This window comes from Stutzerimonas stutzeri, from assembly GCF_000935215.1.
Lineage (GTDB): Bacteria > Pseudomonadota > Gammaproteobacteria > Pseudomonadales > Pseudomonadaceae > Stutzerimonas.
Genome location: NZ_JXXD01000200.1, coordinates 1 through 15,437 on the forward strand (window position 1 = coordinate 1; position 15,437 = coordinate 15,437).

General features: G+C 57.9%; 10 protein-coding genes. 9 read left to right on the forward strand and 1 reads right to left on the reverse strand.

The window, feature by feature from the left end:
* Window positions 1–82: 82 nt before the first annotated feature.
* Window positions 83–1,432, reverse strand: coding sequence for a class II 3-deoxy-7-phosphoheptulonate synthase (locus tag LO50_RS18650; protein ID WP_003299507.1), 1,350 nt, complete (start codon window positions 1,430–1,432; stop codon window positions 83–85).
* Window positions 1,433–1,564: 132 nt separating this feature from the next.
* Between LO50_RS18650 and LO50_RS18655 the strand changes: the two genes are divergently transcribed.
* From LO50_RS18655 to LO50_RS18695, 9 genes are all read left to right on the forward strand, one after another.
* Window positions 1,565–2,314 carry a spermidine synthase gene (locus LO50_RS18655; protein WP_023444991.1) on the forward strand — a complete coding sequence of 250 codons (750 nt, stop codon included), beginning with the start codon at window positions 1,565–1,567 and terminating at the stop codon, window positions 2,312–2,314.
* Window positions 2,315–2,587: 273 nt separating this feature from the next.
* On the forward strand, window positions 2,588–4,750 hold the full coding sequence (locus LO50_RS18660; RefSeq protein ID WP_152623992.1) for a methyl-accepting chemotaxis protein: 2,163 nt from the start codon (window positions 2,588–2,590) through the stop codon (window positions 4,748–4,750).
* 375 nt (window positions 4,751–5,125) lie between these two features.
* Window positions 5,126–6,796, forward strand: a complete 1,671-nt coding sequence (locus tag LO50_RS18665; protein WP_044315944.1) for a DEAD/DEAH box helicase — start codon at window positions 5,126–5,128, stop codon at window positions 6,794–6,796.
* A gap of 259 nt (window positions 6,797–7,055) precedes the next feature.
* Entirely contained in the window at window positions 7,056–7,340 is a 285-nt protein-coding gene (gene ihfB / locus LO50_RS18670) for an integration host factor subunit beta (protein WP_015276650.1), read from the forward strand.
* A 151-nt stretch (window positions 7,341–7,491) separates the two neighbouring features.
* Window positions 7,492–8,772 carry an LPS O-antigen chain length determinant protein WzzB gene (locus tag LO50_RS18675; RefSeq protein WP_044315945.1) on the forward strand — a complete coding sequence of 427 codons (1,281 nt, stop codon included), beginning with the start codon at window positions 7,492–7,494 and terminating at the stop codon, window positions 8,770–8,772.
* A gap of 259 nt (window positions 8,773–9,031) precedes the next feature.
* On the forward strand, window positions 9,032–10,312 hold the full coding sequence (locus LO50_RS18680; RefSeq protein WP_044315946.1) for a Wzz/FepE/Etk N-terminal domain-containing protein: 1,281 nt from the start codon (window positions 9,032–9,034) through the stop codon (window positions 10,310–10,312).
* Window positions 10,313–10,443: 131 nt separating this feature from the next.
* On the forward strand, window positions 10,444–12,042 hold the full coding sequence (locus LO50_RS18685) for an MBL fold metallo-hydrolase RNA specificity domain-containing protein (protein ID WP_044315947.1): 1,599 nt from the start codon (window positions 10,444–10,446) through the stop codon (window positions 12,040–12,042).
* Between the two features lie 416 nt (window positions 12,043–12,458).
* A complete protein-coding gene (locus LO50_RS18690) occupies window positions 12,459–13,214 on the forward strand; it encodes an acylneuraminate cytidylyltransferase family protein (RefSeq protein WP_236690606.1) in 756 nt (251 codons plus the stop codon).
* Window positions 13,215–15,437: N-acetylneuraminate synthase family protein (locus LO50_RS18695; RefSeq protein ID WP_044315949.1), on the forward strand; the 2,223-nt coding region annotated here is incomplete at its 3' end.

Sequence of the window (15,437 nt, forward strand, 5' to 3'; positions counted from 1 at the left end):
TTTTTATGCCCTTTCACTTGCCGATCGGTGCGCGACAAGTGTCGCGCACCGTGACCGGCAGCCTGCGGCTTCTACCTCGCCATCAGTTGGGCCGCAGTTGCTTCAGGGTTTCCGCGATCATGAACGCCATTTCCAGCGACTGATCGGCGTTTAACCGCGGGTCGCACTGGGTGTGATAGCGATCGCTGAGGCTGGCTTCGGTGATCGGCCGCGAACCGCCGATGCATTCGGTGACGTTCTGGCCGGTCATCTCGATATGAATCCCGCCGGGGTAGCTGCCCTCGGCACGATGCACATCGAAGAACTGACGCACTTCGGCGAGCACCTTCTCGAAGTCCCGCGTCTTGTAGCCGCTGGACGCCTTGATGGTGTTGCCATGCATCGGGTCGGAACTCCAGAGCACATGGCGACCTTCGTTCTGCACCGCACGCACCAGTCGCGGCAGACCGGCTTCGACCTTGTCGGCGCCCATGCGCACGATCAGGTTCAGGCGACCGGGGTCGTTCTGCGGGTTGAGGATGTCGATCAGGCGGATCAGCTCCTCGCTGTCCATGCTCGGGCCGACCTTCACGCCGATGGGATTGCCCACTCCGCGCAGGAATTCGACATGCGCGCCGTCGAGCTGACGGGTGCGGTCACCGATCCACAGCATATGCGCGGAGCAGTCGTACCAGCCGCCGCTGAGGCTGTCCTGGCGGACGAACGCCTGCTCGTAGTTCAGCAACAGTGCCTCGTGAGCCGTGAAAAAGCTGGTCTCGCGCAACTGTGGCGCGCCATCCAGGCCGCATGCGCGCATGAATTTCAGCGTTTCGTCGATGCGTGCGCCGAGCTGGTGGTACTTCTCGGCCAGCAGGGAGTTAGCGATGAAGTCCAGGTTCCACTGATGCACCTGGTGCAGGTCGGCGAAACCGCCCTGGGCGAATGCACGCAGCAGGTTCAGGCTGGAGGTGGACTGATGGTAGGCCTGCAGCAGACGCTCCGGGTCCGGCACGCGGCTTTGCGCGTTGAAGTCGATGCCATTGACGATATCGCCCCGGTAAGCCGGCAGCGTCACGCCATCGACGGTTTCGTCGCCGGCCGAACGGGGCTTGGCGAACTGGCCGGCCATGCGCCCGACCTTTACCACCGGACAGCCGGCCGCGAAAGTCATGACGATCGCCATCTGCAGCAGCACCTTGAAGGTGTCGCGAATCTTGGTGGCCGAGAATTCGGCGAAACTCTCGGCGCAATCGCCGCCCTGCAACAGGAACGCGCGGCCCTGGGTCACCTCGGCGAACTGCCGTTTTAGCTCCCGTGCTTCGCCGGCGAAGACCAGCGGTGGCAAGCCGGCCAGGGTGCGTTCAACGCGCGAGAGGTGTTCGGCATCCGGGTATTCGGGCTGCTGCTGGATCGGCTTGCTTCTCCAGCTATCGGGGCTCCAGGCGTCGTTCATGATCGTTCCAACTGATAAAAGTGCGGCGATTTTACCTGAAGCGCCCGGGCCCCGGAGATAGCGATGGCCTATGGGGCTGCGTAAGATGCGTTCGCCGACACGCTGGTGATCGGATAGCTGCGGAGCACATTGATGGACAAAGAGGAACGTCTGCTCGCCGAAGTGCATGACGCTTTCGGGCTGATTCGCGTACTCGAGGTGGGCGACTACCGTTTTCTCGAGTTTGGCGCGGCGGTCGAACAAAGCTGCGTATTCACCGCCGATCCTGCCTGGCTTGAATACGATTACACCCGCGCGATGCTGCTCGGTGGGCTTTGTCATGCAGAACCGGAAACCGCACTGTTTCTAGGTCTTGGTGCCGGCAACCTGACCCAGGCCTGTCTGCAGTTCCTGCCGCTGGAGGACGTCGAGGTCATTGAGCTGCGGCCAGCGGTGCCGGAGCTTGCGATGCAGTACCTCGGCTTGCAGAACGACTCGCGGCTGTATATCCGCATCGGCGATGCCACCGAGTTGCTGGATACCGCCGAGAGTTCCGATCTGATCTTCGTCGACCTGTACAACGATGCAGGCCCGGATGCCGCGCATCTGGCCTGGTCGTTCCTCAAGCGCTGTCAGGAAAAACTCAATCCGGGCGGCTGGCTGATCATCAATCAGTGGGGCACCGATGACGATCGCCCGTTGGGCGCGGCGCTGCTGCGTGGCCTCTATCATCGGCATTACTGGGAGTGCCCCGTGAAGGAGGGCAACGTGGTGCTGCTGGTGCCAGCGGATCTCGATCAGCAGCTGGACATGACCGGGCTGCGCCAGCGGGCCGAAGTGTTGGCACCGCGCTTGGGCTATTCGCTGGATTCGTTGATTGCGGCACTGCGGCCCGCGAGCTAACTCTGCACCGAACGGGTGCGTCGACGGTAGTGAAGGTTTGTGGCTGTTCCATATCGGTGCGTACTGACCGGCGCCGTCCCGCACGGAAAAGCGCGACGCGCGGCTCTATCGCGGGGCCTCACTCGTCCCACTCAATATCTGGGTCCCACGAAGCCAGCAGTTAATCAATGCTGGAGCGCTGTGTCTTGCCGCGCTGATGAGCAAACGTGACGGCATGGCTGGTCTGCTAATTGCAAAACGCCAGCATATTTTGTCGGCAGTAAGGAATCGCCCGTGCCTCATCTTCAAAGCAATCTGATGCATCTGTCCGCTAGCGAGCGCCATTGGCTTCCGTGGTCGGGGCCAACCGGCAAGCTGTCGATGCGCTGGTCGTGCTGGTTGAATCGTGGCGTGTATCCCGTGGTGGAGCAGGTCTTCGAGGGCGTTGCGCAGTCACGGGTGCGCATCCTGCAGAACTGGGTCGCCAGTCACTGGGGTCATCTGGCGGACCTGGCCGCCAACCTGGGCGAAGCCGTTGGCCACGTCGCTAGCGATGTGCTGGAGGGGAAACGGGCACAGCTGCCGGATATTTCCGAGCTGTTCGTCATCGACCCGCAAGGCCGCGTGCTGGCATCCACCTGCGCGGCTCATATCGGGCAGCAGGATCTTGATGGCCGAGCGGTAGCGCGCGGGATGAGTGATCCGTTCCTGCATGGGCCTTACCGTGATCCGCTGACCCAGCGCCTGGGCGCGAGCACGTCGCGCTTCCATGATGCGGTCACCCTGATGTTCTATCAGCCGGTGCATGTTGGCGGTAAGTGTCTCGGCTGCATCTGCGCGCGGGTGCCCAATGATGTGATCGGTGACCTCATCCAGCGCGAGGCGGGCCACGTCTACCCGGAATCGGGTGACAACTACCTGTTCATGGTGGAGTCGCGCTTCGACAGCAGTGTTCAGACCGGCACGGCGCTGTCACGCTCGCGCTTCGAAGATGCCACCTTCAGCCACGGCGAGAACTTGAAAAGCGGTGTGCACACGCGCTGGGGAACGGTGCGCGTGCAGCAGCATACCGAGCTGGAATTGCGTTTTACCGATCCGGCCACCGGCCAGTTGCATCCTGGTGTGCGGGAGACGATCGCCAAGGGTGCCAACCTGTTCGTCACCTATCCCGGCTACTCGGACTACCGACACATTCCGGTCATCGGCAAGGGCGTTACCTTTCAGCTGCAAGGCTCGCCAGACCGTTGGGGGATGATGTGCGAGGCGGATCTGGAGGAGGTCTATCGTCGCCGTTCGCTGAGCGTCGGGCTGATGAAGACGTATCTGCTCACGGTGACCACGCTGTTCGCCATCGGCAGTCTGCTGCAGGAGTTCAGCGGTCTGCCCACCACCGCGCTGCACCTGGTCAACGGTTTGCTGCTCCTGCTGGGGGCCTGGGCGTTCGCGTCCTTCGGTCCGCGACGGCTGGCTGCGCGCATGCAGGAGATGACCGAAGTGATTCGTACGCTGGCCGAAGGCGAGGGCAATCTGCGCCAAAGGGTCGACAGCAGCACCATGCAGCGAGATGAGAGTGGCGACATGGGGCGCTGGATCAACAGTTTCATCGACAGCCTGGACGGTGTGGTCGGCCAGGTGATCCAGGTCTCGAAACACGTTCGTCAGGACAACGAGCTGATGCTCGAACGCAGCAGCGAAGCGGGGCAGACCACCAGCGATGTGGCCGAATCGATCCATCAATTGTTGCTGCTGGTGGAGGAGCAACTTGGCGAAATTCAGCAGGCATCGATGACCGCCGAGGAAATGAAGGGCGCCATGGACGAGGTGATGCAGCGTGCCCGCGAGCGTTTCGACACCGTGCGTAACGGTACCGAATCGATCCGTGATGTGGTGCAGCGCTCGGCTCAGAGCGTTCAGCTGCTCGACAGCCGCATGGGCGAGATCGATGAGATCGTCGGGCTGATCAGCGACATCACTACGCAGACCAATCTGCTGGCACTGAACGCGGCAATCGAGGCGGCCAGGGCAGGGGACCATGGTCGCGGCTTCGCCGTGGTGGCGGGTGAGGTCCGCTCACTGGCGCAACGTACGGCCAAGGCGGCAGAGGACATTCGGCACAAGGTCGAGAGCCTGCAGGCGGAAACGCGCCAGGCGGTGTCGTTCATGGAGGGTGGCGTCCAGAATGTCGACAGCAGCCTGCGCCTGACCGAGGAGGCATCCTCGGAGAATGTGCATCTGCATCACACCGTCGAGCGCATGTTCGACATCATCAAGGGGCTGAACGAGCGCAGCCTGCATTACGGTCAGACCATCCGTGGCGTCGACCAGGCCTCCAATGAGATGGGGCAGACCCTCGGCGTGCTGCAGGACAGCGCTGAGCGTGTTCGTCATACGGCTGGCAAGCTGCACCAATTGGTCGGCCGCTTCCGCGTCAGCGCCGCCAATAGCGAGGCTGCCTGAAAGTGAGCCCGCCGCGAGGACGAGACCTGCCACGGTGCCGCTGCTGTGCACCTGGCTCGGTGCAGGCGAGCCACGCGGCGGAGCTTGCTGGCCAACGGCGCGCCCGGCAGCCCAACCGCCAGCGCAAAATACCCGCACAGCTTCACGTTAATCCGGTATAGTACGTGCCGGCTGAAACCCAGCCTGCGTTCAGGTACTGCAACACACGAAGCACTGCTTCGGCTGCTGTCCGCTTCGAGCGGGCTATCCTTGACGATTCATCATTCATACGTTTTCGCAACCCCGCCGACCAGGCTGCCAGGGTGACCTTCGGGTTTTGCACGGCATGCGCAGCTTCGGAACAATGGGTCTTGCGGAGCATCAGAGACAAGACCCATGACCCAGGAAATCGGCGGCTTTGCCGCACTCGGTATTCACTCCGCTGTTCTGGCTGCCATCAGCGCAGTCGGCTACGAAGAACCATCCCCTATTCAATCTCAGGCGATCCCGGTGATCCTTGGCGGTCACGACATGATCGGCCAGGCGCAGACCGGTACCGGCAAGACCGCGGCCTTTGCGCTGCCGATCCTGTCCAAGATCGATCCCGCTCGTAAGGAAGTGCAGGCACTGATCCTCGCGCCGACTCGCGAACTGGCGCTGCAGGTCGCCACTGCATTCGAAACCTATTCCAAGCAGATGCCTGGCCTGACCGTCGTCGCGGTCTACGGTGGCGCACCCATGGGCCCGCAGCTCAAGGCCATCCGCCAGGGCGCGCAGGTCATCGTCGCGACCCCGGGCCGTCTGGTCGACCACCTGAGTCGCAACAGCGGCCTGCTGTCTACCATTCGCTTCCTGGTTCTCGACGAAGCCGATGAAATGCTCAAGCTGGGCTTCATGGATGACCTCGAAGTGATCTTCGAGGCTATGCCGGAAAGCCGCCAGAGCGTGTTGTTCTCCGCCACGCTGCCGCATTCCATCCGCGCGATTGCCGAGAAGCACCTGCGCGAGCCGCAGCACATCAAGATCGCTGCCAAGACCCAGACCGTCGCTCGCATCGAGCAGGCACACCTGATGGTCCATGCCGACCAGAAGATCCAGGCGGTGCTGCGCCTGCTGGAAGTCGAGGATTTCGACGCCCTGATCGCGTTTGTGCGGACCAAGCAAGCCACGCTGGATCTGGCCGCCGCGCTGGAAGCCAAGGGCTACAAGGCCGCTGCGCTGAACGGCGATATCGCCCAGAATCAGCGTGAGCGCGTCATCGAATCGCTCAAGGATGGCCGCCTGGACATCGTCGTCGCCACCGACGTCGCTGCCCGCGGTCTCGACGTGGCGCGCATCACGCACGTATTCAACGTGGACATGCCCTACGATCCGGAGTCCTACGTACACCGCATCGGTCGTACCGGCCGTGCCGGTCGTGAAGGCCGTGCGCTGCTGCTGGTCACCCCGCGTGAGCGTCGCATGCTGCAGGTTATCGAGCGCGTGACCAACCAGAAGGTCGCTGAAGCCCGTCTGCCGAATGCGCAGCAGGTGCTGGACGCCCGCATCAAGAAACTCACTAACAGCCTCGCGCCGCTGGTTGCCGATGCCGAAGCCACCCATGGCGAGTTGCTCGACAAGCTGGTCGCCGACATCGGTTGCAGCCCACGTGCTCTGGCCGCTGCGCTGTTGCGCAAGGCCACCAATGGTCAGGCTCTGACCCTGGCCGAGGTGGAAAGAGAGCAGCCGTTGGTTCCGACCAGCAGCCCGCGCGAGCGCACCGAGCGTTCGGATCGTCCTGAGCGTAGTGGTGATCGCGAGCGTCGCGCTCCGGTCCCGCTGGCCGAAGGCCGCGCCCGCTGCCGTACGCCGCTTGGAGCGCGTGACGGCATCGCTGCCCGCAACCTGCTCGGCGCCATCCTCAACGAAGGCGGCCTGGCCCGCGAAGCCATCGGCCGCATCCAGGTGCGCGACAGCTTCAGCCTGGTCGAGCTTCCGGAAGACGGTCTCGAACGCTTGCTTGGCAAACTCAAGGACACCCGCGTCGGTGGCAAGCAGCTCAAGCTGCGTCGCTATCGCGAGGATTGATCGGTAGTTGGCTAAACGAAAGGCGGGCTTATTAGCCCGCCTTTTTTATTGCCCAAAGAAAGATCCACCTCGGCTCTTGCTTTCCATCGATCACGCCAAGGACTAGTTACTCATCCGTCCCTTTGCATTCCGTGTCGTGCTCCGATAGACGAAGCACTCCTTGCTCGTCAATCCCGCTCGGGCTGTTCAAACTCTGAACAACATGCTACAAACGACCGCAACCCGAATGATCTAGCCGCTTGAAAACGAAGGGAAAACCATGACCAAGTCGGAGTTGATCGAGCGAATCGTCACCCAGCAGGGGCTGCTTTCGTCGAAGGATGTCGAGCTGGCCATCAAGACCATGCTTGAGCAAATGGCTCAGGCTCTGGCCACTGGCGACCGGATCGAGATCCGCGGCTTTGGTAGCTTTTCCCTGCACTACCGCGCCCCCCGCGTAGGCCGCAATCCCAAAACCGGCCAATCCGTCAGCCTTGACGGAAAATTCGTCCCGCATTTCAAGCCAGGGAAGGAGTTGCGGGATCGGGTGAATGAGGAGGACTGATAAGCGGCTAGGCTAGCTCTCCCTGTAGCAGCGAGGCATCAGCCTAAATAGTTGTTAAAAGCCATCATTCGGCTGAACTTTTTGCGGTTTGTACGTACAAAATCCGGTTCGCTTGCTCCGCAGTGAAGAGCACACATAACAAGGATTTCGGATGACCGTGCAGCAACCTACTTCGCCCAACGATGAGATCGACCTGGTCGAGCTGTTCCGCGCGCTTTGGCGCCAGAAGATTCTAATCATCGGCGTCACGCTTCTCACCACAGTGCTGGCGGCCCTGTATGCCTTCCTGGCGACGCCATACTTTCAAGTTCGAACTTATCTTCGTCCAGTGCCGCAGAGCAATCTAGATCAGCTCAACGAAACGGGCATCTACAAGCTCACTCCGGAAGAGGCCATAAATCGCGTGGCTGGCGGATTGTCGTCTTATGACAACCGCCTGGAATTCTTCATGAACAATCAGGAGCTGTTTCCGAATCTCACCGAGCGGGGCGAGCAATCAGAGCAGGCATTCGCTGAGTTCAATGAGGAAGCGTTTGAGATGCTGTTCCCTGACCCGAAGCGTACGGAGAACCGCAGCGCGTTCGTGGGTCTGAGGCTGACTTACCCCGAGGGTGTCGCTGGTGCTTCGGTAGTAAATGGCTTTGTCGCTTATGTGTTGGAGCTGGAGCGCCGCGAAATCGCTGAGGATGTGGAAAGCCTGGTCAACAATCGTCTGGCCAGCCTGGAGATGAATATCGAGGCGCAGCGTGCAAACTATGAAGCCTCCAAGGAGGCGAAGATTGCGTCCCTGCTCGAAGAGAACGCGCTGAAGCGGGCCCAGCTTCAGGACGAGCTCGCTGCTCTGCGCGAGGAACTCAAAACTCGACGGAACAACCGAATTCAGGAGTTGACTGAGGCGATATCCATAGCCGAGTCGTTGAGTATTCGTAAGCCCACAAGCCCGTCTGCAATGTCCGACTCGGCCAGAGGCGGCGCGCAAGTTATTCGGACGGAGGTAAACAGTCGGGAAACCCCGCTGTATTTCATGGGAACAGAAGCACTATCCGCGGAGCGTGATGCCCTCGCGAGTCGCAAGTCGGATGACTTCATCGAGCCTCGAATCGCCGAGATCCAATCCGAGCTCGCAATGCTAGAAAACAATCGCGAAGTGGAAATTCTCAGAGAGCGAGAGGGTGAAGACCTCTACCTGACCAATCTCGCTGAATTGCGCGAAGAGGCCGCCCGCTTGAAGGGGATCAAACTCGATACCGATCGGTTGCGCCTTGTTCGTCTGGATCAACCAGCGCTGGATTCGTCCAAGCCAATCAAACCCAAGAAAGCACTGATTCTCGCGCTGGGCTTTGTGCTTGGCGGCATGCTTGGCGTATTCGCCGCTTTGGTACGCAGCCTTGCAAATCGCGGCCGCGAGCTGCAAACCCCATCGGCGTCATAAGTTGCCGCGTTACTTTCCTCTGCGAGAGCCAGGCACGGCGTTGAACGCTTTGCCTGGCAGCGTAACTGAAGGTCGGCGGGCAGCTAACACGATGTTATAGGCGCTCACAATCGCCAAATTAAGTTGATGCGGGTCACTTGTTTTTTGTGAGCTGGCTGGCAAAATGGCGGCCCGCAGCATGACGGAACTTTTCCGTGTGCTTGCGGTATAGTCCCTGGCGCGCGCTCTGCGTCGCCGTATTCAGCGAGACGGACCTCAAGTGAACGCAGTAACTCCTCCGCAAGTCCTTGCTTCGGCAACGCCTGATGAAGTCGACCTCATCCAACTCTTTCGCTCTTTATGGAAGCAAAAGCTTCTAATTGGCGGCATAGCTGGGGTGTGCGCGCTTTTCGGGTTGCTCTACGCTTTGCTGGCACCTCGTTATTACACCGTTCAAAGCGTGCTACGACCGGCCGCTATCAAAGATCTCGATGAGTTGAATCATCTTGGTATTTACAAGCTGTCTCCGAAACAAGCGCTGGCGCAGGTCGGGGCAACGCTTGACTCGTACGAGAATCGGCTGGCCTTCTTCCGCGAACACCCGCAGCTCTTCGCTGATCTCGTGCAGCCAGGGCGAACACTTGAGCAGACTTTTGAAGCCTTCAACGATGAGGCCTTCAAGTTGCTGCAACCCGATTCAAAGAAGCCCGAAGGGACGACCCCGTATGTCGGCCTCCAGCTCACCTATCCTGAAGCGCTGGATGGGGTTCAGATCGTCAACGGCTTTGTGAATTTCTCCCTGACTAACGTCCAAAAGGAGATAGCGGCTGATCTGGATACTCTTATCGGAAACCGGCTTAGTCAGCTTGACAAGAAGATTGCTGCTGCTCGTGCCAGCTATGAGGCCAGTAAGGAAATCAAGATCGCCAAACTGACCGAGGCTGATGCGCTCAAGCGTGCAGAGTTGAATGATGAGTTGGCTGCTCTGCGCCAGCAGCTACGGACGCGTCGCGATAACCGCATCAATCAGCTCAACGAAGCGATTCGAATCGCGACTTCGCTGGGCATAAGCAAGCCCACCACGCCTTCGTCCCTTGGTGCGCCAGAGATCACCAGCCAGGGCAGCGTAATTCGTACCGAGGTCAACAACCAGCAGATCCCTTTGTATTTCATGGGTAGCGAGGCGTTGGAAGCCGAGCGTAAGGCGCTTTTGGCCCGTCGCTCTGACGACTTCACCGAGCCGCGCATTGCACAGATTGCCCGGGAGCTGAAGTTGCTTGAACACAACCGCCAGATCGAGGTCTTACAAAGTCGAGAGAACGAAGACCTGTTCCTAAAAGACCTGGCCGGTTGGCGCGAGGAGGCGGCCAGGCTGCGCTCCCTGCAGTTCGATGCTGGTTCGCTCAAGCTGGTTGCCATTGATCAACGTGCGGTTGAGCCTCGTCAGCCGATCAAGCCCAAGAAGGCACTAATCGTGGCCCTCGCGCTGGTGTTGGGTGGCATGCTCGGAGTGTTCGTCGCGCTGGTACGCAACCTTCGCCGTCCGGTCGCCGCAATCTGACCATCCATCCGTCGGCGTGCCGTTGAGACCTCAACGGCCCCGAAAGACGGTAGTATTCCCGCTTATTTTTTTAAGTGGCTCGTGACTGGCATGTCGCGAGTGCGTTGGTTGACATCGTTAAAGGAATAACCGTGCGCTATCCAGATATCGAACACCACGGCGCTAAGGATGGCGTAACCGGTTCCTGTCACCAGCTACACATGGATGCCAGCCATAGCTTGCTGATCGATTGCGGCCTGTTTCAGGGTAACGAGACTTCGAGCGATGGGCGTGCTGCTACAGGACGGCTGGATATCGAGTTCTCGCTCAGGACCGTCCAGGCGCTTGTCGTCACCCATGTGCATATCGACCACGTGGGGCGAATTCCCTATCTGCTTGCCGCCGGATACAAAGGCCCGATTTACTGCAGCGAGCCTTCGGCCAAACTACTGCCTATCGTTCTTGAAGATGCCTTCAAGCTAGGCTTCAGCCGTGATCAAAAAGCCGTCGAGCGCTACCTCAAGCTGGTCGAGCAGCGGTTGCGGCCGTTGCCGTACCAGCGATGGTCAACACTGCTGGAAACCGAAGAGCTCATCGCCCGTGTACGGCTACAGCGAGCTGGTCATATTCTCGGCTCCGCCTATGTGGAAATTGACCTGACGTACCCCGCCAGTGGCGAAAGCAAGCGCATCGTTTTCTCCGGAGACCTTGGGGCAGCACATGCGCCACTACTGATGCCGCCCGAATCACCCGAGCGAGCCGATATCCTCGTCCTTGAAAGCACGTACGGCGACCGCCTGCATGAAGACCGCGCCAGCCGCCGTCAGCGTTTAGAAGCCGTCATCGAACATGCCCTGCAGGATCAGGGCACCGTACTGATTCCAGCCTTCAGCATTGGCCGCACGCAGGAGTTACTGTACGAGCTGGAAGAGATCATTCACAGCAAACTGCAGGCCCATATAAATAAGCCACCCCTCAACGTTGATGAGGGTGGAAGCGAGTTTGCAAATAACGGGAGCGCCCCGCACAGCCAGTCCCCTCTCCCCTCCGGGGAGAGGGCTAGGGTGAGGGGCAATAACGACAGCTCCGAATACGGCCTCGAAACAAACTGGCCCAAGCTCCCGATCATTCTCGATTCGCCCTTGGCCACACGCTTCACCGAAGCCTATCGAAGCCTGCAGCCATACTGGAATCAGGAAGCCCGCGAGCGCGTCGAAGGCGGCCGTAACCCACTTGCTTTCGATAATCTGATCATGATCGATAACCACGCCGACCATATTGCTGTAGTCAACCACCTGACTCAAACTGCACGCCCGGCAATCGTCATTGCGGGCAACGGCATGTGCTCCGGCGGGCGCATCGTCAATTACCTCAAGGCCATGCTGCACGATCCCAGGCACGACGTGCTGTTCGTCGGCTACCAGGCCCACGGCACTCCTGGCCATGCTATCCAGCAGTTTGGGCCCAACGGCGGCTATGTCGATCTGGACGGCGAGCGCTTCGAAATCCGGGCGAAAGTGACAAGCATAGGTGGGTACTCGGCGCATGCGGATCAGAAAGGCTTGGTAGAGTTTGTGACGGGGATGCGGCAGTGGCCGACCGAGATACGTATCGTGCATGGCGAACCCAAAGCCAAACAGGCATTGACCGCCCTGTTCCATCAGCTTTACCAGCAACACGAAATCTCGCCTGCCGCAATCACGACCGGTGGGGCAGGGGATACGACCGAACAGGATGGATGCCATGACTGAGCGGCAAGCTCCCACACTCCGGTCGAAGGCGAGCCCTCTCGGCCAGTACTTGACCATGCGCGGTATTGTTCCGGCAGCTCACCAATCATCCCGGTATCAACGGTCTACGGCCCAAGCTTGGCCGGTAATGGGCTGTTTTGTGGTTATTCGTTTTTTATCAACTCAAGCTGAATCAGCTCCAAATTTACGCGCATCCTGCATGGCCGAAGAGCCCGAACAGTACTCTTAGTGATCTCTTGCCTCCAGGCGATCCCATGAGCTGTATCGAGTGCAAACCGAGCGCCAATGCTTAAAAGTAATCATCGGCGCTAATATGTGCAGGGTCAGTAGAGTTCTTGAGTGGGTGCGGCCTCAGCAGGCCGAGTTACGCACCGCAGGCGAACATCATTTGCGGTGGTGATGAAATGCTGTGAAAAGTGGTCACTTTCTCCTGCCTGCTGCCTTTCGGTAGTTTTACAGAAATTGAACGGATAGAATTAAGTATGTCCACAGTCGCTTTTATACCGGCAAGAGGCGGATCCAAAGGGGTCCCACGGAAGAATATAAAATATATAGCAGGTAAGCCGCTTATAGCTTGGAGTATTGAGCAAGCACTGCAGTCAGCTCTGATAGATAAAGTAGTGGTTTCGACAGATTGCCCTGAAATTGCAGAGTGCGCTCGTGAGTATGGAGCTGAGATTCCATTTATGAGGCCGGCTGAAATTTCTGGTGACACGGCGACTACTGAAAGCGCCATGCTGCATTTTTGCGACTGGCTCAGGGAGAACCACCAGCACTTTGATAATTTTCTGCTGATTCAGGCAACATCTCCCATACGTGCAAAGGGACGATTCGATGACGCCGTACGGTTCTTTGAGGAAGGAGCGTATGACAGCTTGGTTGCCGTAACATCGTCCCATCGCTTCTTTTGGCAGCAGCCGGAGTCTCCCCGTGCGTCCTATGACTATATGAAGCGGCCACGGCGTCAGGACATTCCAGAGAGTGAACGAAACTATATGGAGACTGGCTCTTTCTATCTTACGCGGATGGAAGCTTTGCGTGAGAGCGGGAATAGATTGTGTGGGCGTGTAGGGATGTATTTGACGCCGGAAGAAGAGTCGTACGAGATAGACTCATTGATTGATTTTAAAGTCTGCGAAAGCATTTTGTTGGAATTGGCGAGGGTGTATTGAATGTACGTTACTAAGAGTACTCAGAAGTATATTGTTTTTTCTGAAGATTCCCTCGTCGATGTTTTGAAAAAGATCAACGACAATAAATCCCGTATCGCATTTGTGGTATCAGAACATGCCGTCCTGCTCGGCAGTATATCGGATGGAGATATCAGGCGTTGGCTGACCAGCAACAGTACTATCGATCTCACTACCCCTGCACGTGATGTAATGAATACTGCGTGCAAACGTGCGTTGCTCGGAGCAGACAAGAATAGCTATATCGCGCACTTTCATAGTGGTATTGACTGTTTACCCGTGGTGGATGAAGCGGGCCATCTAATTCAATTGGCTTTTCAAAAGTCGGAAGGTTTTTATATCGCCGAGCGGGAGATTTCAGAGAAGTCGCCCTCATTCATCATTGCGGAAATTGGTAACAATCACCAAGGCGACATCGCATTGGCAAAGCAGTTAGTCGATCATGCTGTGGCGGCAGGTGTCGATTGCGCGAAATTCCAGATGCGCAACGTGAAGCAGCTCTATAAAAACGAAGGCAACAGTGACGATGCCTCGGCTGATTTGGGCGCGCAATACACTATGGATCTCCTCGCTAAGTTTCAGCTTAGTAACGAAGAGCTGTATGAGATTTTCGATTACTGCAAAGAAAAAGGTGTTCTGCCGTTGTGCACCCCTTGGGACCAGGATTCCCTGGCTGCGCTTGAGGCCTATGGAATGCCTGCCTACAAGGTAGCCTCCGCTGACTTCACTAACTATGAACTGCTTGAGGCGATAGCGAAAACGGGTAAGCCGTTCCTGTGTTCGACTGGAATGTCCAGCGAAGGTGAGATCAAAAGTACGGTTGCCTTTCTTGATGGATTGGGCGCGGATTATGTCTTGCTGCATTGTAACTCCACCTATCCGACGCCGTTCAAGGACGTCAATCTGAAGTACCTGACCCGTTTGAAGAAAATAACCGGGAAGTTGGTGGGCTACTCCGGACATGAGCGGGGAATCTGTGTGCCGGTTGCCGCTATCGCGTTGGGGGCCTGCGTCATAGAAAAGCATTTGACCGTCGATAAGGGGCTTGAGGGAACTGACCATAAAGTCAGTCTGCTGCCTAGCGAGTTTGCCGACATGGTCAGGCAGATTCGCAACCTCGAAGAAGGGTTGGGCTCGGACGAAGTACCTCGGGAAATCACCCAAGGTGAACTTCTCAATCGCGAAAGCCTGGCCAAGAGCCTGGTTGCCAATACAGCCATCAAGCAGGGCACGACCATCACGCGCTCGATGATCAGTATCAAGAGCCCAGGCCAGGGCATTCAACCCAATCGTATCGATGAATTGGTCGGTAAAGTGGCGCATCGGGATATCGACGAGGGCGGCTTCTTCTTCGATTCGGATATCAAGGGCATCATCGAAAAGAGAGCAGATTACCGTTTTAATCGGCCTTTCGGTGTTCCGGTTCGCTACCACGATTATCGAAAAATCGTGGAAAACTCCAACTTGGACTTCGTGGAATTCCACCTGTCCTATAAGGATCTGGAAGTAAATCTGGGTGATTTCTTCCAAGGCGAAGAGCCTATCGGTTTTGCAGTGCACAGCCCAGAGTTATTTGCAGGCGATCATATTCTGGATCTCTGCTCCGACGACGAAGACTACCGCCAGCACTCCATCCGAGAACTGGATCGTGTCGTCAATATCACTCGCCAGTTGAAAGAATTCTTTCCCAAGACCGAACGCCCAGTGATTGTGGTCAATGCGGGTGGCTGGGACAGCAAAGGGTTTATAGACCCGGTGTTGAAGCCAGAAAAATACAGGAAAATCGCCGACGCGCTCGCTTCCATCGATCTGGATGGGGTGCAAATAGCTATTCAGACTATGCCGCCGTTCCCCTGGCATTTTGGTGGACAGAGTTACCATAATCTTTTTGTTTGCGCGGATGAAATTAGAGCTTTTTGCCAGGCCAACCCCGAGATCAAGATCTGTTTGGATGTCTCGCACTCCATGATGTCCTGCAATTACTATGGTTGGGATTTGATCGAATTTGTCGACAAGATAGCGCCTTACAATGTGCATATGCACATCGTGGACGCCAAGGGCATCGATGGTGAGGGTATTGAAATCGGTAAGGGCGATGTCGATTTTGCAGCATTGTCGCGACTGTTGAACGATAGGAACCCCGGCGTGCAATTTATTCCTGAGGTCTGGCAGGGGCACAAGAATGGGGGGGAGGGTTTTTGGGTG

Bases quoted from the DNA above. Each gene is read 5' to 3' on its own strand.
- LO50_RS18655 (WP_023444991.1), top strand. From the start codon at position 1,565: ATGGACAAAGAGGAACGTCTGCTCGCCGAAGTGCATGACGCTTTCGGG.
- LO50_RS18650 (WP_003299507.1), bottom strand. From the start codon at position 1,432: ATGAACGACGCCTGGAGCCCCGATAGCTGGAGAAGCAAGCCGATCCAG.
- LO50_RS18665 (WP_044315944.1), top strand. From the start codon at position 5,126: ATGACCCAGGAAATCGGCGGCTTTGCCGCACTCGGTATTCACTCCGCT.
- LO50_RS18675 (WP_044315945.1), top strand. From the start codon at position 7,492: ATGACCGTGCAGCAACCTACTTCGCCCAACGATGAGATCGACCTGGTC.
- ihfB (WP_015276650.1), top strand. From the start codon at position 7,056: ATGACCAAGTCGGAGTTGATCGAGCGAATCGTCACCCAGCAGGGGCTG.